The organism is Rhodococcus sp. 15-2388-1-1a (genome assembly GCF_002259145.1).
Lineage (GTDB): Bacteria > Actinomycetota > Actinomycetes > Mycobacteriales > Mycobacteriaceae > Rhodococcoides.
Window position 1 is genome coordinate 862,399 of record NZ_NPFP01000008.1, and the last position, 14,776, is coordinate 877,174.

At 63.4% G+C, this 14,776-nt stretch carries 12 protein-coding genes; 11 read left to right on the plus strand and 1 reads right to left on the minus strand.

Annotated features, from left to right (window positions below):
* Positions 1 to 110: 110 nt before the first annotated feature.
* The 10 genes from CH302_RS08400 to CH302_RS08445 all read left to right on the plus strand — a co-directional run bounded on the left by CH302_RS08400 (position 111) and on the right by CH302_RS08445 (position 13,047).
* Positions 111 to 1,484, plus strand: a complete 1,374-nt coding sequence (locus CH302_RS08400) for a serine/threonine-protein kinase (protein WP_037189223.1) — start codon at positions 111 to 113, stop codon at positions 1,482 to 1,484.
* Positions 1,485 to 1,514: 30 nt separating this feature from the next.
* On the plus strand, positions 1,515 to 2,849 hold the full coding sequence (locus tag CH302_RS08405; RefSeq protein WP_037189222.1) for a flavin monoamine oxidase family protein: 1,335 nt from the start codon (positions 1,515 to 1,517) through the stop codon (positions 2,847 to 2,849).
* Between the two features lie 129 nt (positions 2,850 to 2,978).
* Complete coding sequence (locus CH302_RS08410) at positions 2,979 to 4,427, plus strand: alanine/glycine:cation symporter family protein (RefSeq protein ID WP_230596204.1); 1,449 nt, start codon at positions 2,979 to 2,981, stop codon at positions 4,425 to 4,427.
* A gap of 90 nt (positions 4,428 to 4,517) precedes the next feature.
* Positions 4,518 to 6,122 (plus strand): SLC13 family permease, encoded by a 1,605-nt coding sequence (locus CH302_RS08415; protein ID WP_037189958.1) that lies wholly within the window; start codon positions 4,518 to 4,520, stop codon positions 6,120 to 6,122.
* A 186-nt stretch (positions 6,123 to 6,308) separates the two neighbouring features.
* On the plus strand, positions 6,309 to 8,372 hold the full coding sequence (locus tag CH302_RS08420; protein ID WP_037189220.1) for an AMP-binding protein: 2,064 nt from the start codon (positions 6,309 to 6,311) through the stop codon (positions 8,370 to 8,372).
* A 478-nt stretch (positions 8,373 to 8,850) separates the two neighbouring features.
* On the plus strand, positions 8,851 to 9,078 hold the full coding sequence (locus CH302_RS08425; RefSeq protein ID WP_037189219.1) for a hypothetical protein: 228 nt from the start codon (positions 8,851 to 8,853) through the stop codon (positions 9,076 to 9,078).
* A gap of 80 nt (positions 9,079 to 9,158) precedes the next feature.
* Positions 9,159 to 9,581, plus strand: coding sequence for a carboxymuconolactone decarboxylase family protein (locus tag CH302_RS08430; RefSeq protein WP_037189218.1), 423 nt, complete (start codon positions 9,159 to 9,161; stop codon positions 9,579 to 9,581).
* Positions 9,582 to 9,652: 71 nt separating this feature from the next.
* A complete protein-coding gene (locus CH302_RS08435) occupies positions 9,653 to 10,471 on the plus strand; it encodes an Fpg/Nei family DNA glycosylase (protein WP_037189217.1) in 819 nt (272 codons plus the stop codon).
* 75 nt (positions 10,472 to 10,546) lie between these two features.
* A complete protein-coding gene (locus CH302_RS08440; RefSeq protein ID WP_052047475.1) occupies positions 10,547 to 12,475 on the plus strand; it encodes a DEAD/DEAH box helicase in 1,929 nt (642 codons plus the stop codon).
* A complete protein-coding gene (locus tag CH302_RS08445) occupies positions 12,475 to 13,047 on the plus strand; it encodes a hypothetical protein (protein ID WP_141216610.1) in 573 nt (190 codons plus the stop codon). Before CH302_RS08440 ends, CH302_RS08445 begins: the two co-directional genes overlap by 1 nt.
* 33 nt (positions 13,048 to 13,080) lie before the next feature.
* Here the strand turns inward: CH302_RS08445 and CH302_RS08450 are convergent, their stop codons facing one another.
* The gene (locus tag CH302_RS08450; RefSeq protein ID WP_037189215.1) at positions 13,081 to 13,545 is read right to left on the minus strand and encodes an SRPBCC family protein; all 465 of its coding nucleotides are present in this window, start codon (positions 13,543 to 13,545) and stop codon (positions 13,081 to 13,083) included.
* A 194-nt stretch (positions 13,546 to 13,739) separates the two neighbouring features.
* On the opposite strand from CH302_RS08450, the gene CH302_RS08455 reads away from it, so the two are divergent.
* Positions 13,740 to 14,765: a LacI family DNA-binding transcriptional regulator gene (locus CH302_RS08455; RefSeq protein ID WP_052047474.1), complete on the plus strand. Its 1,026-nt coding sequence runs from the start codon at positions 13,740 to 13,742 to the stop codon at positions 14,763 to 14,765.
* The last annotated feature ends 11 nt before the right edge of the window (positions 14,766 to 14,776 follow it).

Here is a 14,776-nt window from a genome sequence, read left to right on the forward strand (position 1 = left end):
CGCGGCATCATCATGCCCGACCGCACCGTGATGTCGTTACGCGACTGCGGTCTGTGCGTCGATCGACTGGCTATAAGGTGCTCGAAGGACTCGACGAACGGCGGTGACCGATGGTGGGAGCGGACTCTCGCGCTCGTGCCCCTCTCGACAACCTCTTCGCGGGTCGATACCGACTGGGCACCGTATTGGGACGCGGCGCGATGGCCGACGTCGTGCACGCCCACGACCACGTTCTCGGCCGATCCGTAGCGGTGAAGATATTCCGCCACGACGAGCCGCCGGACACTGCCCAGCGCATCGATGCAGAAATTCGGACTCTTGCGTCGCTGTCGCACCCGGGTCTGGTGACGCTGTACGACGCGGGCACTGCACTCGATGCCAGCGGGGTGCCGGTGCCGTACCTGGTGATGGAGCTGATCGACGGTCCTACTCTGAGTGCGTATCGCCAGGGCCGAGCGATGGACGGCTCCCACGTCGCGCGGATCGGGTTCGAGCTGGCGGAGGCTCTCGCCTACATCCACGATCAGGGTGTGGTGCATCGCGACATCAAACCGGCCAACATCCTCGTTGCGCAGTCTCCGGACGTCGGCGTGGGACAGTGCGCCAAACTTGCCGATTTCGGCATCGCCCGCATCCTCGATTCCGAACGACTCACCGAGCACGGCACCACAGTCGGTACTGCGCACTACCTCAGCCCGGAGCAGGCGACGGGTACGTCCGTCGGTCCACCGACGGACGTCTACACGCTGGGGCTCGTTCTCATCGAGTGCCTCACCGGCACAATGGCATTCGAGGGAAGCGCCGTGGCAGCAGCGGTGGCGCGCCTACACCGCGATCCTGACGTCCCCGAGAGGCTCGGATCGGACTGGCACGCACTGTTGACGGACATGACGTCCAGACGCCCGGAGGATCGGCCGGCCGCAGCCGCCGTCGCCCACCGACTGCGCGGGCTCTCGCGCAGCACGACACCCCGCTTCGACACCAACCTGCCCCGCACTGCCGTGATACCCGCCGAACCCGCAAACATGGTTGCGACAACAGCAGTTCCAGCGTCGGCTGCAGCGAAATCTCCACACCGACGATGGATGATCCCGGCGGCAGCGGCGCTGTTCACTTCGCTGGGAGCGGCGATAGTCTGGGTCGCAGTCGGCACGAGTGATGAGCCGGAACCCAGCACGCCGTCGACACCGACTCCGACTCTCGTGGAGTCGACGACAGTGGTGCCCACGACCCTTGCACCCGATCCTGCACCTGCGACGTCGATTCCGGTCTTCTCGAATCCGCCCGAGCCAGGTCCCGTCCCCACGGCGAATCCGGCTCCGGTCGAGCCGGCTGTGCCGGCCCCGATACCTCTGGATGACGGCAACGGCAGCTCGGGCAACGGGAACTCCGGCAACGGGAACTCGGGAAACGGGAACAGTGGCAACGGGAACGGGAACGGGAACAGTGGGAACGGCAATGGCAACTCCGGCCGGGGGAACTGACCCCACGGCCGTCGACAGACAGGAGCGACGGTGACACACGTCGATACCCTCGTGGTGGGAGCAGGCATTTCCGGCTTGGTCGTTGCGACACTTCTGCATCGTGCCGGTCAGCGCGTTGCCGTTGTCGAGGCCAGAGACCGCGTGGGCGGTCGGGTCTGGACGAAGCGCACAGACGAAGGCACCCTCGACGTGGGCGCTTCCTGGATTCACGGAACTGACGACAACCCTCTCGCCGACGCCGTGCACGCTTTCGGAATGCGGACCGTCGAATTCACCGTCGGCAGCTACCAGCCGGACGGCAGACCCATCGCTTACTACTCCCCCACCGGGACCAGGTTGAGCGATGAGGCGGCCGCACGATTCGGCACCGACGTTCACCACTTCGACGAACTGTTCGCCAGGACGATCGCGGAGTCGTCCCCGGGGACCTCGTTCGGTGACGCCGTGGAAGCAACTCTGACGCAACTGGATTGGAACGACGACCGACTCGAACGAGTTCGTGAGTTTCTCGGACATCGAGCCGAGGAGCAGTTGGGCGTAGGAAAGGACCTCCTCGACGCACACGGCTTGGACGACGACGCCATCGAGGGCGACGAGGTCGTGTTCCCCGACGGATACGATCGACTGGCCGTTCACCTGGCCGAGGGACTCGACGTCCGGCTCGAACACGTGGTGACGCAGGTCCGTTGGGGTCGAGACGGAGTTCTCGTCGATACCGGTTCCGGGACGTTCTCGGCCGAGCGCGCTGTGGTGACGGTACCGATCGGAGTACTGAAATCGCCGGAGTTCACTGTGGAACCCCCTCTGCCGGAACCTGTTTCGGGTGCACTGGAACGACTCGAGATGAACGCCTTCGAGAAAGTGTTCCTCCAGTTCCCCAGCAAGTTCTGGGACGAGAACGTCTATGCCGTACGGCAGCAGGGCGAAGCCGGGCGCTGGTGGCACTCCTGGTACGACGTGACCATGCCGCAGGGACGTCCGACGCTTCTGACGTTCGCAGCGGGCGCATGCGCGCAGCAGACTCGGCACTGGTCGGACGCGCGCATCGCGGACTCCGTTCTCGAGGCACTGCGCGGCCTGTACGGCGACCGAGTCCTCACACCGGACCGCGTGTATGTCACTCGCTGGCAGGACGATCCGTTCGCGTACGGCTCGTACTCGTACATGACGGTGGGCTCACGCACGCGCGATCACGACGACCTTGCCACTCCGATCGGAGATGTACTTCACCTCGCCGGTGAGGCGACCTGGACCGATGATCCGGCAACGGTTACGGCGGCGTTGAAGTCGGGACATCGTGCAGCAGAACGCATTCTGGGGCATTCGGTACCGTTCGGCGACATCTGGGGCCCAGCGGAGCACTGACATCATGCGCCGAACCCCATCCGGTGCGTCTGAGTTCGGTGCAAACTTTCGACCATCCGCGAGTAAAGTGCTGTCGACGCACCCACACACCGAGCGCTTCAGGATGGCACCGTGGATACCGTCAGTTCAGTGATCGACTTCTTGGCAGATCGTCTCTACAGCGTCTTCCTCATCTACTTGTTGATCGGCGTCGGACTGTACTTCACCGTTCGCACCAAATTCGTTCAGATTCGACTTCTTCCGTCGATGTTCAAGGCAATCGGTGGATCTCGGTCCGACGCCGAGGGCGGCATCTCGGCATTCCAGGCCTTCTGCGTCGGTCTGGCGTCCCGGGTGGGTACGGGAAACATCGCCGGCGTCGCCATCGCGATCACTCTCGGCGGACCGGGCGCAATCTTCTGGATGTGGCTGGTAGCGGTGGTCGGCATGGCTACGGCGTTCATCGAGGCGACGCTGGCGCAGATGTACAAGGTGCGCAATCCCGACGGCAGCTTCCGGGGCGGCCCCGCTTACTACATCCAATTGGGCCTGGGCTCGCGTCGATGGGGAATCGTCTTCGCGTGCCTGTTGATCTTCGCTTTCGGCTTCGCGTTCAACATGGTTCAGGCGAACACCATCACCGAATCGTTCTCGTCCACGATGAACATCGATGCGGGGTGGATCGCGGTGTTCCTGGTGGTGCTGTCTGCTCCGATCCTCTTCGGTGGCGTCCGGCGAATCGCTCGGGTGGCCGAATACCTCCTTCCCATCATGGCGCTGGTGTACGTCTTGCTCGCTTTGGTGATCGTGGCAATGAACATCGGCGAGATCCCGACGGTCTTCGGTCAGATCGTCTCCAGCGCATTCGGCCTGAACGAGGCGATCGGCGGGACGACGGGCGGAATCCTGGCCGCCATGCTCAACGGCGTCAAGCGCGGCCTGTTCTCCAACGAGGCAGGCATGGGCAGCGCCCCCAACGCCGCAGCGACCGCGACGGTGTCCCATCCGGTGAAGCAGGGTCTGATCCAGTCGCTCGGAGTCTTTTTCGACACCATCGTCATCTGCAGTGCGACAGCCTTCATCATCCTGGTCTCGGGCGTGTACGACATCAGCAACCCGAGCGGGGTGGCGGGCGCAGTTCTGACTCAGGACTCGATCTCGGCTCAGTTGGGAACGTGGACGACGATTCCGATGACACTGTTGATCTTCACGTTCGCGTTCTCGTCGATCCTCGGCAACTATTCGTACGCCGAGATCAACCTCAACTTCCTCGGAGTCGAGGGCAAACTGCTGAATTTGTTGCGCACCATCGTCCTTGCAGCCATCGGCTTCGGCTCCTTGTCCGCGCTCACGACGGTGTGGGCGCTGGCGGACGTCGCCATGGCCGCGATGGCAACCGTGAACCTGGTAGCCATTGCGCTGCTGGGCAAATGGGCCTTCGGTGCGCTGGCGGACTTCGAGGCCATGCGGCGCGAAGGTCGCGACGACAAATTCGTCGGACGCGGCAACAGCTATCTGCCGGGCGACCTGCCCGGCGACGTGTGGGATCCGGTGCTCGACAACGATCCGGCCGCGGACAAGCCCGACATCGCCCGCTAGCCGAGGCCTTCGCTTCCCCGCGTCGATTCGGACTTAATGGACAAATCACGCGTTAGGGTGATGGGACGTCCACTCCTGAGGAAGGTCCCCATGACGCAGATCGGCGATGACGAGAAGGCCGGGCGCGCACCCGACGGCCACGAGTTCGACGAAGTCGATCAGAGGTCGGCCGGAGAACGAGAAGACGAAGTACAACCCGGTCGCCGCAAGCGCCAATGGGTCGGGCTGGGCGCAGGCGTTCTGTTGGCCCTTCTCGTCTATCTGGTTCTCCCCGAGGACGTGGCACACCCGGCTCGGTTGACCGCAGCCACCGCGGTATTGATGGGCATCTGGTGGATGACGGAGGCTGTGCCCATTCCGGCGACGGCACTGCTGCCCCTCGTCATCTTTCCGGTGTTCGATTCCGGCGTCGCGGTCAACGACGTCGGTGCGTCGTACGGCAACAACATCATCTTTCTGTTCATGGGCGGATTCCTGTTGGCGCTGGCCATGCAGCGGTGGAATCTGCATCGCCGCATCGCGCTGCTGACGGTCAACGCCATGGGCACGAAGCCCACGATGGTGATCGCCGGGTTCATGATCGCAACAGGCTTTCTGTCGATGTGGGTTTCGAATACGGCCACCGCCGTGATGATGATTCCGATCGGCGTCTCGGTCCTGGTCCTGGTACTCGACATCGGCAAGAAGGCCGGAGCTGTTCCCGGCTCCGACAGTGAAGCGACCCCGGACGCCGAGACCATCACCCAGGCCGTCATCAAGAGCAACTTCGGCACCGCCCTGATGCTCGGCATCGCCTACGCGGCATCGATCGGTTCGCTCGGCACCATCATCGGCACCCCGCCCAACACCTTGCTGGTCGGCTACCTGGAGGGTCAGGGAATCACCATCGGATTCCTCCAGTGGATGATCGCCGGCGTTCCGCTCGCCGTGATCCTGCTGGCGATCGCATGGTTCCTGCTGACCCACGTGATGTTCAAGCCGGAGATCGACGACATACCCGGTGGCAAACAGCTGATCAGAGGTGAACTCGACGCCCTCGGCAGGATGTCGAAGGGTGAGATCCGGGTCGCAACGGTCTTCTTCGCGGCAGCCGCTTCCTGGGTTGCAGTTCCACTGCTCTTCGACAGCCCTCCGATATCCGACACCGGAATCGCCATGACAGCAGCTCTCCTGCTGTTCCTACTTCCCAGCGGCAGCAAGAAAGGCGTACGCCTGATCGATTGGGAGACCGCCGTCAAACTCCCGTGGGGCGTGTTGCTGCTCTTCGGCGGCGGACTCGCGCTCTCGGCACAGTTCGAGTCCAGCGGCCTGACGGAGTGGATCGGTAGCGTCGCAGGCGGTCTCGACACGATTCCAGTGGTCATGTTGGTCGTCATCGCCACGGCCGCCATCATCTTCCTGACCGAGATCACCAGCAATACCGCGACGGCGGCAACTTTCCTTCCGGTCGCGGGTGGCGTCGCAATGGGTATGAACATCGACATCCTGGTGCTGACCGTCCCCGTGGCACTGGCAGCGACCTGTGCGTTCATGCTGCCGGTCGCGACTCCGCCGAATGCGGTGTCCTACGCCAGCGGCTACATCACGATCGGTCAGATGATGCGAGGCGGTTTCTGGCTCAATCTGATCGCCATCTCACTGATCACCATCGCCGCGTACACGGTGTTCGCGTGGTCTCTGGGCATTCAGTTCTGACGCAGAGGGCAGAAGAAATCGGTAATCACGCACCCACTTCGGCCGATTTCGCCCAGACAACCGTGCTTCGGGTTTACGATGACGACTTCATCCAGGCGGATGACCCGTTCCAGGTGCTCGCCGCCATCCCCTGGTCGGTGCTGAGTCGGCATTGCTGTCGGCTCGGCAAGGTACGGGGGTTGGGGCATGGTCTCGGACGTCATCGACTGCAGCACGGTCTTCGCACACGATATCGAGCAGGTGTGCGGGGTGTTGAGCGCGGTCGAGCTGTACCCGCGCTACTTTCCCGGGCTCGACTACTGCACGCTTCGTGAAGCCACGGCCGGCTACCGATGCGGAGTCGGCGGTGTCGAGCATGCCCTCGACCTGGTGGTGAACAGACGAAACCGGCCGATCATCACCATCGAGCACGTCGAGTCCGGCGGGTTCATCAGATTCACCCTCACTGCCCGCTCGGCAGGCGAGACGAAGATCGATGTCACCGTGTTCCGAGCGGGACTCGGCGGGTCCTACTCACCCCAACCCGAACACAACCGGGCCGTGGTCGAATGGGTGATGGGTGGTCTGCGTCGACTGGACAACTCCCTGTCCGGAACCTCGACGTCGATCGTGTCCAACACCGGAGATTCGCGGTCGCTACCGCTGGCGATCATGAAGACGATGGTGGGAACCGGCGTCATTCGTGCTGCACGTCCCGACCGCGCGTACCGGCAGTTGAACTCGCTGGCGAAGTGGGGCTTCACCCTTGGCGGCGGTTTCGCTGCCGCAGCAGCGAAGTCCCCGAACGAGATCGCGTTGATCGACGACAGAGGGACCAGGACCTTCGCAGAGATCCACCACCGTTCGCACCGCATCGCGGCAGGTCTCCACGCGTCCGGAATCAGCCCTGGAAGCACCGTCGGAATTCTGGCCCGCAACCACTCGGCGATGATCGAGTGCACCGTCGCGTGCGGCATGCTCGGAGTCGAGGTGGTTCTTCTCAACACCGGTCTCGCTGCCCGCCAGATCGAGACGATCGCTGCCCGCCACCAGCTCCGAGTACTGTTCGTCGACGACGAGTTCGACTCGATGGTGCGCTACCTGCCCGACGATGTCACCCGTGTGAGCCTGTCGTCTCATACCGCCGTTCCGCGTCGGCGCACGCTCGAACACTTCGTCGCACCACCGTCCGCCACATTCACCAGGCCGGATCGGCCAGGATCGGTGGTCGTGTTGACCTCCGGAACCAGCGGGTCGCCGAAGGGTGCGGTACGTCCCACACCGAAGGGCTTCGGAACAGTGGCGGCCATGCTGTCTCGCATGCCCCTTCGGATGAACGAGAGGATGCTGATCGCGGCACCGATGTTCCACAGCTGGGGACTCGCGGCACTGCAGATCAGTACTCCGCTGCGCGCCACGGTGGTTCTCCAGGATCGATTCGATCCGGAAGATTGCTTGCGGGCGATCGAGGCGCACCGTTGTACCTCGTTGATCGCCGTTCCGATCATGCTGCAGCGGATACTCGACCTGCCCGACGAGGTCCGATCACGCTACGACACCTCGAGCCTACGAGTCGTCGCGTGCAGTGGGTCGGCATTGACCGGATCGACCGTCAGCCGCTTCATGGACGTCTTCGGTGACGTCCTCTACAACTTCTACGGTTCCACCGAGGTCTCGTGGGCCACGATCGCTACTCCCGAAGACCTGCGCGCAGCCCCCGCCACCGCCGGACGTCCCCCTCTGGGTACGACGGTCGCGGTTCTCGACGCGAACGGTACTGCCGTTCCGGTGGGAACCCTGGGCCGAATTTTCGTCGGCAACGACATGTTGTTCGACGGGTACACCAACGCCGAACCTCCGTCGACGGCCTCCGCCCGCGGAGCTGCCCTGATGGACACCGGCGATCTCGGGTACATCGACTGCAACGGACGGCTGTTCGTCTGTGGCAGGGACGACGAGATGATCATTTCCGGAGGCGAGAACGTCTTTCCCGGCCCCGTCGAGGATGCGATCGCCAATCTTCCTCAGGTCGGCGAGGTCGCGGTCGTCGGTGTGCCCGACCTTGAATACGGGCAGCGTTTGGCCGCGTTCGTCGTCGGCCGCGGATCGGCCGGCCTCGATGCGGACATGGTGCGCGCCTACATCCGAAATCGGTTGAGCCGCTTCTGCGTTCCCCGCGACATCACGTTCCTCGACGAGCTGCCCCGAACGGCGACCGGCAAGGTGATCAAGAGGATGCTGATCGAGCCGCCCACCGCCGCTGGGATGTAGCCCTCAACCCGAAGGCACGGGCAGCGATAGCCAGCCCCTCTGCCGATGCGTTGCAGCTTGGGCACCCTCGACGCCCACACACACCGTTAGAATTTGCTCGATCGCCACCTCCTTCCGATCGTTCACTTAGTGCCGCGCTTTGTACCTACTGTCTCAGTTGCTTAACTATTCAGAATCTGAGACTGTTGTTCGCGACACGGGAGGAACGCGAATCGCTATGTCGAAGGCATCGGAAGACCCCGGAGAGGGAAGGCCCGCGCAGGACCGAAGCGCGCATTCTTCCTTCCTTCAACTGTTCCTGGAAGCAACTCGCGCAGAACAAGTCTGCGACGACAAACAGGCTTCACGCGACAACCGTGACGGTGGGCCGGTTTCTCTGCGCTGAACAGATCGACAGATACCTCCGTCCTGGTTCCATCACCCGAGCCGGTCCCATGCCTGATAATCGGGTGACCGAAGGTGAGGATCGGAGGCCGTCATGAACACATCGTTGGCGCTGGTTGCCGTAGTCGCCGGCTTCGCCGTCGTTCTGGGAGCCTTCGTCGTCGTTGCACGCATACTTCGCTCGCGCATGCGGCGCGGTCGCTTTCACGGAATCGACAGCGCTGTCGGAGGATCGGCCTTCATGGGCTCACCACGCGAGCGTGGGATCACTCCCCCTGATCACGGTGATCCACGTACGAACACCGAACAGATCGACCCGTAGCCGAGTTCGCCTCCGCCTGCGGTTCCGCTGAAAACCCCTGCCATGATCTGTCGACACCGCAGACAAGGGAGAGGCACACCATGATCGACGAAGAATCCACGAATCGGAACAGGGGACCGCGCTTCGAGGACGGACTCGAGGTCCGCCAGAACGTGATGGGCGAAGACTACGTCGACAAAGCGTTCGCCAATGCCGCCGACACCGACTCCGCTGCACTGCAAGACTTCGTCACCGACACCGTGTGGGGCGGCGTGTGGACGCGGCCCGGCCTCGATCACCGCAGCCGCAGCCTGCTCAATCTCGGAATCCTCATCGCGCTGCGCGCCCACGAGGAACTGGCAGGACACGTGCGCGGAGCTCTCCGCAACGGCCTCACCCGAACCGAGATCACCGAAACCGTCATCCACACGGCGGGGTACTGCGGTGCGCCTGCCGCACTGGCGGCGATGCGCGTCGTACAGGAGGTGCTCGACGCCGAACTTGGGCCGCTGGTGCCAGAGTGAGACGACGAACGAGTCGAATGACCGATGACGGCACCCGCGCATAGCGCCCACGAATTGGGTACACCGGATGCATGCCGGAACTACCCGAAGTGGAAAACGCCCGACAGGTCGTCGAGAAAGCTCTCGGTCGCGTCATCGTGGACATCGATGACACCGACACGTTCGAGTGCCGACCACACATGCCGGGCGATATCGCCCGCGCACTGACGGGCGGGAAACTCACCGAGGCGCGGCGACGCGGCAAGGCGATGTGGTGCGAAACCGTCACGGCCGACGGCTCGAGCGGCCCGACTCTGGGCATTCACCTGGGCATGGGCGGACGCGTCATCGTCACCGCTCCCGACGGTGAGCGGACCTCGCAGTACGGAGGCGGCGATCCACATGTCGGTGAGCGTCCGACCGACAAGCCGGAGTGGACGCGGTTCTCCATGACGTTCGACGACGGTGGGCACCTCCGACTCTTCGACAAGCGCCGCCTCGGCCGGGTTCGACTCGAACCCGATATCGACGCTCTCGGTCCGGACGCTGCGGAGATCACGCGAGACGACTTCCGTCACCGAATCGGTTCCAGCGGTGCACCTCTCAAAGCGAGGCTGCTCGACCAAGCGGCGATAGCGGGGGTCGGCAATCTATTGGCCGACGAGGTGCTGTGGCAGAGCGAGCAATCCCCGTCCAGGCGAGCCAAGACACTCACGACAGAGGAGCTCGACGACCTTCGCGTCGTTCTGCGTCGTGCGATCAGATCAGCGACGAAGAAAGGCGGCGTGCACACCGGGGAGATCATTCCCTTCCGAAAAACGGACGCGGCGTGCCCTCGATGTGGTGCCCCGATGGCACGCGGAACGGTGGGCGGCCGCACGACCTGGTGGTGTTCTCGCGAGCAATCCTGATCTCGTCCAGTGCGAGGGAAGGTGCTCGATCGCGCTGTAGGACAGTATTTTTCGATAAAGTCAAGCTAATCCTGGATGCGGCACAACTACACCGGACGGCGTACGGTGTTGGCAGCTTCGGACGTCACCGAGGCTGCCGACTTCGCCGGAGGGTGCATGCTTTCGACCGCCGACACAGACCCAGCTCCTCACGTCACCTATCTGCCTCACCGTCATTGTTTCGCCGTCTGGCACAGCACCCCGGAGGCGACGCTCGAAGGAAAGTCCACCCCCATCGAGCTCGCGGTTCCCGGCGCGGACGGAACCGTTGCCGTTCGTACCGTAGGCGCGCAACTCGTGGCAGCGAACGCCGGCGAGCTCCGAACCGCAGCCCGCTCCGCGACAGGTCCATCGGCTCTCGGATGGTTGGCGATCCTGAACCACGTCGAGGACAACCCCGACGTGAGTGGGATTCCCCGAGCTCTCGTCGATGCACTCCCGCCTGCGGCGCACGCGGTTCCCAACGCCGGCGGGTCGAGCGTGCTGACAGCACACGGTGCCGCTGAGGCACTCCGCGCCAGCCTGCACCTGCAGAACCATCTGATCGAGCATGCGTCGGCCTTCACGCCCAGGCCCTATCAAGTGCACGGTGCGGCCTGGATGCCGACCGTTCAGGAGGTCGGAGGCGGCGGAATCCTCGCCGACGAGATGGGGCTGGGCAAAACGCTCCAGGCCATTTCGCACATGATCGTCGGAGCACGACGAGGCGAGGGCAACTATCTGGTTGTGTGCCCGACGTCGTTGATCAGCAACTGGCGGCGAGAAATCGAGAATTTTTCCGACGGCGAATTGGTCGTCAACGTATACCGCGGGCCGTCCCGCACCCTCGAGCAATGCGCCGACGCAGGCTCGGTGACAGTCACCGGGTACCCCACCCTGCGTACCGATGCAGAGCGATTGAGCGAAATATTCTGGAGCACAGTGTTTTTCGATGAGGCGCACGTCATGAAGAACTCCCGGACCAAGATAGCAAGAGCGGCGCGTCGGCTGAATTCCACCACGCGCATCGCCCTGACCGGCACGCCCGTCGAGAACCGCATGGATGAACTCTGGGCCTTGATCGATCTCACCAATCCCGGTTTGCTCGGAACCCGGGCTCGGTTCACTCGACGATTCTCAGCACCCATCGAGCAGGGAGGCTCAGCGGCCGCACTCGCACAACTGTCGAGTGCGATCGCGCCGGTCGTCCTTCGACGGACGAAGGCCGAGGTTGCGACGGATTTGCCGCCGAAGCACCACATCGATGTCCTGTGTCCCATTTCGAACGAGCAAGCATCGCTGTACAATTCGGCCGTCGAAGGAGCATTCGACACCGGTTTCGGCAGCAATCGCGGCCGTGGAACAGCAGTGCTGGCGCTACTGACGTCGCTCAAACTGATCTGCAACCACCCGGGCCTCGTCAATGGAGACTTGTCTCGGTTGGCCGATCGCTCGGGCAAACTCGACAGGCTCACCGACATCGTCGAGGAGCTCGCCGAATCCTCGCGCGCTGCACTCGTCTTCACCCAGTACCGCCGCACCGGAGAGATTCTCGCCGAGCACCTCGAAGGCCTCACCGGAGCCCCGATTCCGTTCTTTCACGGCGGGCTCGACGTGGGCGAGCGCGACAGGATGGTCGACGAATTTCAGAACAGCGACCGATCCCCCGTCATGGTCCTCAGCCTGAGGGCGGCGGGGTACGGCCTCAATCTCACCCGTGCCAGCACGGTGATTCACTACGACAGGTGGTGGAACCCCGCCGTCGAGGCGCAGGCCACAGACCGAGTTCACCGTATCGGGCAGAAGTCCGGGGTGACGGTCATGGCACTGACGACGGAGGGGACACTGGAGGAGCACATCGCTTCACTCCATACCCGGAAGAAGGCGATCGCCGGATTGACCGAGAGCAACAACGAGTCGGCTCTGGCGGCGCTCGACGACTCGACATTGCGAGAAACGCTGTCGCTGCGGGCGGTGACGCGCTGATGGCCACAACACCGCAGCCTGCCGCCTTCGGGTCGACGCCCTGGGGGAAAGACTGGATCAGGCGAGTCGAACCCATCGCCGTCACCCGGCCGAACCCGATGCTCCCGCGAGCACGAAGCCTGGTGCGCAACGACGCAGTTGCAGTGGACCCCAGCAAGATCGGAGAGTTTCGCTGCGTCGTGTCAACGGGCAAGAAGGTCGAGACCGCCGTGATCTCCCTCCCCCGCTACGGAGCGGCCGAACGGAAGTCGGTGCTGCGCATCCTCGCCTGCCTCACGCGCAGGGGCATAGCCCGCGGTGACCTCCCCGACGAGGTCCACGCCGAACTCGTAGCGAGCGCACTGTCGCCGGTCCCGAACGTAACCGAAACGTCCTGCACGTGCTCCAGAAGAATCGATCCGTGTCTCCACGTGACGGCCGCTACCTACGCCGTCAGTCTGATCGTCGATCAGATGCCGACGTCGGCATTGGCCGTCCGTGGAGTCGATCTGTCGGCTACAACCGTGTCGACGGACTTTCCACGGCGTTGGATGCCGATAGAAAGTGTCGATGCCACATCGTTTTTCGGCTGAGCCGAGACTGTGCGACTCAGACCAGTCCGCTGGTCAGGAAGTCGCTTCGACTGCCAGCCGAGCGAGTGTGTCGTTCAGCTGGTCCTCGGTGACCAGCGGGAACTTGATCTGCTGCAGAAGCTTTTTGTCCGTCACCTTCGACCAGTCGTAGGTGTGGCGCACCAACGTCTCGTTGGGACCCTGAGACTCCAACTCCCACAGCCACTCCCAGCCGGGAGGCTCGTTGCCTGCGGGTGCCGTCTTCCATGCGAGCAGCTTGTCCTTGATGTAACCGCTGACATGGTTGTCGGTTTGGTACTCGCCTCCCATGTGATCGCCCTGCATGTTCATCGTGAACTTCTCGCCGACCTTCTGAATGCGGTCGGCGTGGTCCACGCTCCGGACGAACCCGGATCCGTCGAGAGCCTGATGACGCTCGGGGTTGGACAGCACATCGAAAACTGCGTCGACGGGCGCTTCGATGGTGCGTTCGACTGTGACCTTGGTGTTCTCTGTCATGACTACCGCTTGCCCAGAACTCGCCACCTTCAATCGCCGAGCCACGGAAGACGCGACGCCGATGTTGCAGTCCCCCTGCATTCGAGCGTTTTCTGAAACTTTTTGCAACCTATTGCAACAACCTGAACGTCGTGTGAAAGTGGTTACACACCGCTCGGGTTGAGATGTACGCAACAGGACCGAAATGAGGAACCGTGGTCGCAAAGTTGAAGGACGTTGCCATCGAGGCCGGAGTCTCCATGGCGACTGCCTCGCGAGCGTTCACTTCGGTCGACCTGCTGGCCCCGCACACTCGACAGCGGGTATTGGAAGCCGCTCGCCGGATCGGCTACGACGCACCGGCACCGACGAGGGCGCGCACCATCCTCGTCCTGGTTCCCGACGTGTCGAACGCCGTGTACGCGAGAATGTTGCGGGCAATCCAGGAAAAGCTGTGGCCGGGTCGTCACCGCATGCTTCTTGCCGACACCGCCGAGGATCCGGCACGCGAGATCGAGTTGCTCGACACGGTCGGCCGAGAAGCCGACGCGGTGATTCTGTGCTCTCCCCGATCGAACCTAGCGGACGTGGCCCGGGCGATCGGTTCGACCCCACTCGTCGTCGTCAACGGCGAGTCGAACGGCTCTCCCGTTATCTTGATGGATGTCGAGCAGGGTCTGCGTCAAGCTGCAGAACATCTACAGTCTCTCGGGCACCAGTCTTTCGTCTACGTTCCTGGCCCGGCGGCCTCGTGGGCCAACCGCACGCGCGCGCAAATCCTGTCCGACCTGTCGTCCGAGCGAGGGTTCGACCTTGCGGTCGTCGGCAACCAATCGGCGGACGTGCACGGTGGGTTGGCCGCGGCCGCGGCTGTGGCGGCAAGTGGCGCAACGGCGGTAGTCGCGTACAACGACATGGTCGCCATGGGAGTTCAAGCCGGAATCCGTTCCCTCGGCTATCGGTGCCCGACCGACATCAGCATCGTCGGTATCGACAACGTCGATGTCGCAGCAGCATCGGATCCCGGTCTGACCACGGTGATGGTCGACATCGAGAGCAGCGGGTCCCTGAGCATCGGGCTCATCATGGACCAAATCGACGGAAAGCCATGGCGCGAGGGCTCGGTTCGATTGCGATCCCAGCTCATCGTCCGTGGGTCGACGGCCCGACCGCCGGAATCCGCACCCCGATCTGCTCGCAGCGCGCGCGAAATCGAACGCAGCGCGTCAACCTCTCGTTGAAGAAAGAGACG

What these genes read in the sequence shown, in the direction of transcription:
- CH302_RS08445 (WP_141216610.1), top strand. Translation starts at nt 12,475, where the DNA reads ATGGCCACAACACCGCAGCCTGCCGCCTTCGGGTCGACGCCCTGGGGG.
- CH302_RS08400 (WP_037189223.1), top strand. Translation starts at nt 111, where the DNA reads ATGGTGGGAGCGGACTCTCGCGCTCGTGCCCCTCTCGACAACCTCTTC.
- CH302_RS08430 (WP_037189218.1), top strand. Translation starts at nt 9,159, where the DNA reads ATGATCGACGAAGAATCCACGAATCGGAACAGGGGACCGCGCTTCGAG.
- CH302_RS08435 (WP_037189217.1), top strand. Translation starts at nt 9,653, where the DNA reads ATGCCGGAACTACCCGAAGTGGAAAACGCCCGACAGGTCGTCGAGAAA.
- CH302_RS08450 (WP_037189215.1), bottom strand. Translation starts at nt 13,545, where the DNA reads ATGACAGAGAACACCAAGGTCACAGTCGAACGCACCATCGAAGCGCCC.
- CH302_RS08425 (WP_037189219.1), top strand. Translation starts at nt 8,851, where the DNA reads ATGAACACATCGTTGGCGCTGGTTGCCGTAGTCGCCGGCTTCGCCGTC.
- CH302_RS08440 (WP_052047475.1), top strand. Translation starts at nt 10,547, where the DNA reads ATGCGGCACAACTACACCGGACGGCGTACGGTGTTGGCAGCTTCGGAC.
- CH302_RS08420 (WP_037189220.1), top strand. Translation starts at nt 6,309, where the DNA reads ATGGTCTCGGACGTCATCGACTGCAGCACGGTCTTCGCACACGATATC.
- CH302_RS08415 (WP_037189958.1), top strand. Translation starts at nt 4,518, where the DNA reads ATGACGCAGATCGGCGATGACGAGAAGGCCGGGCGCGCACCCGACGGC.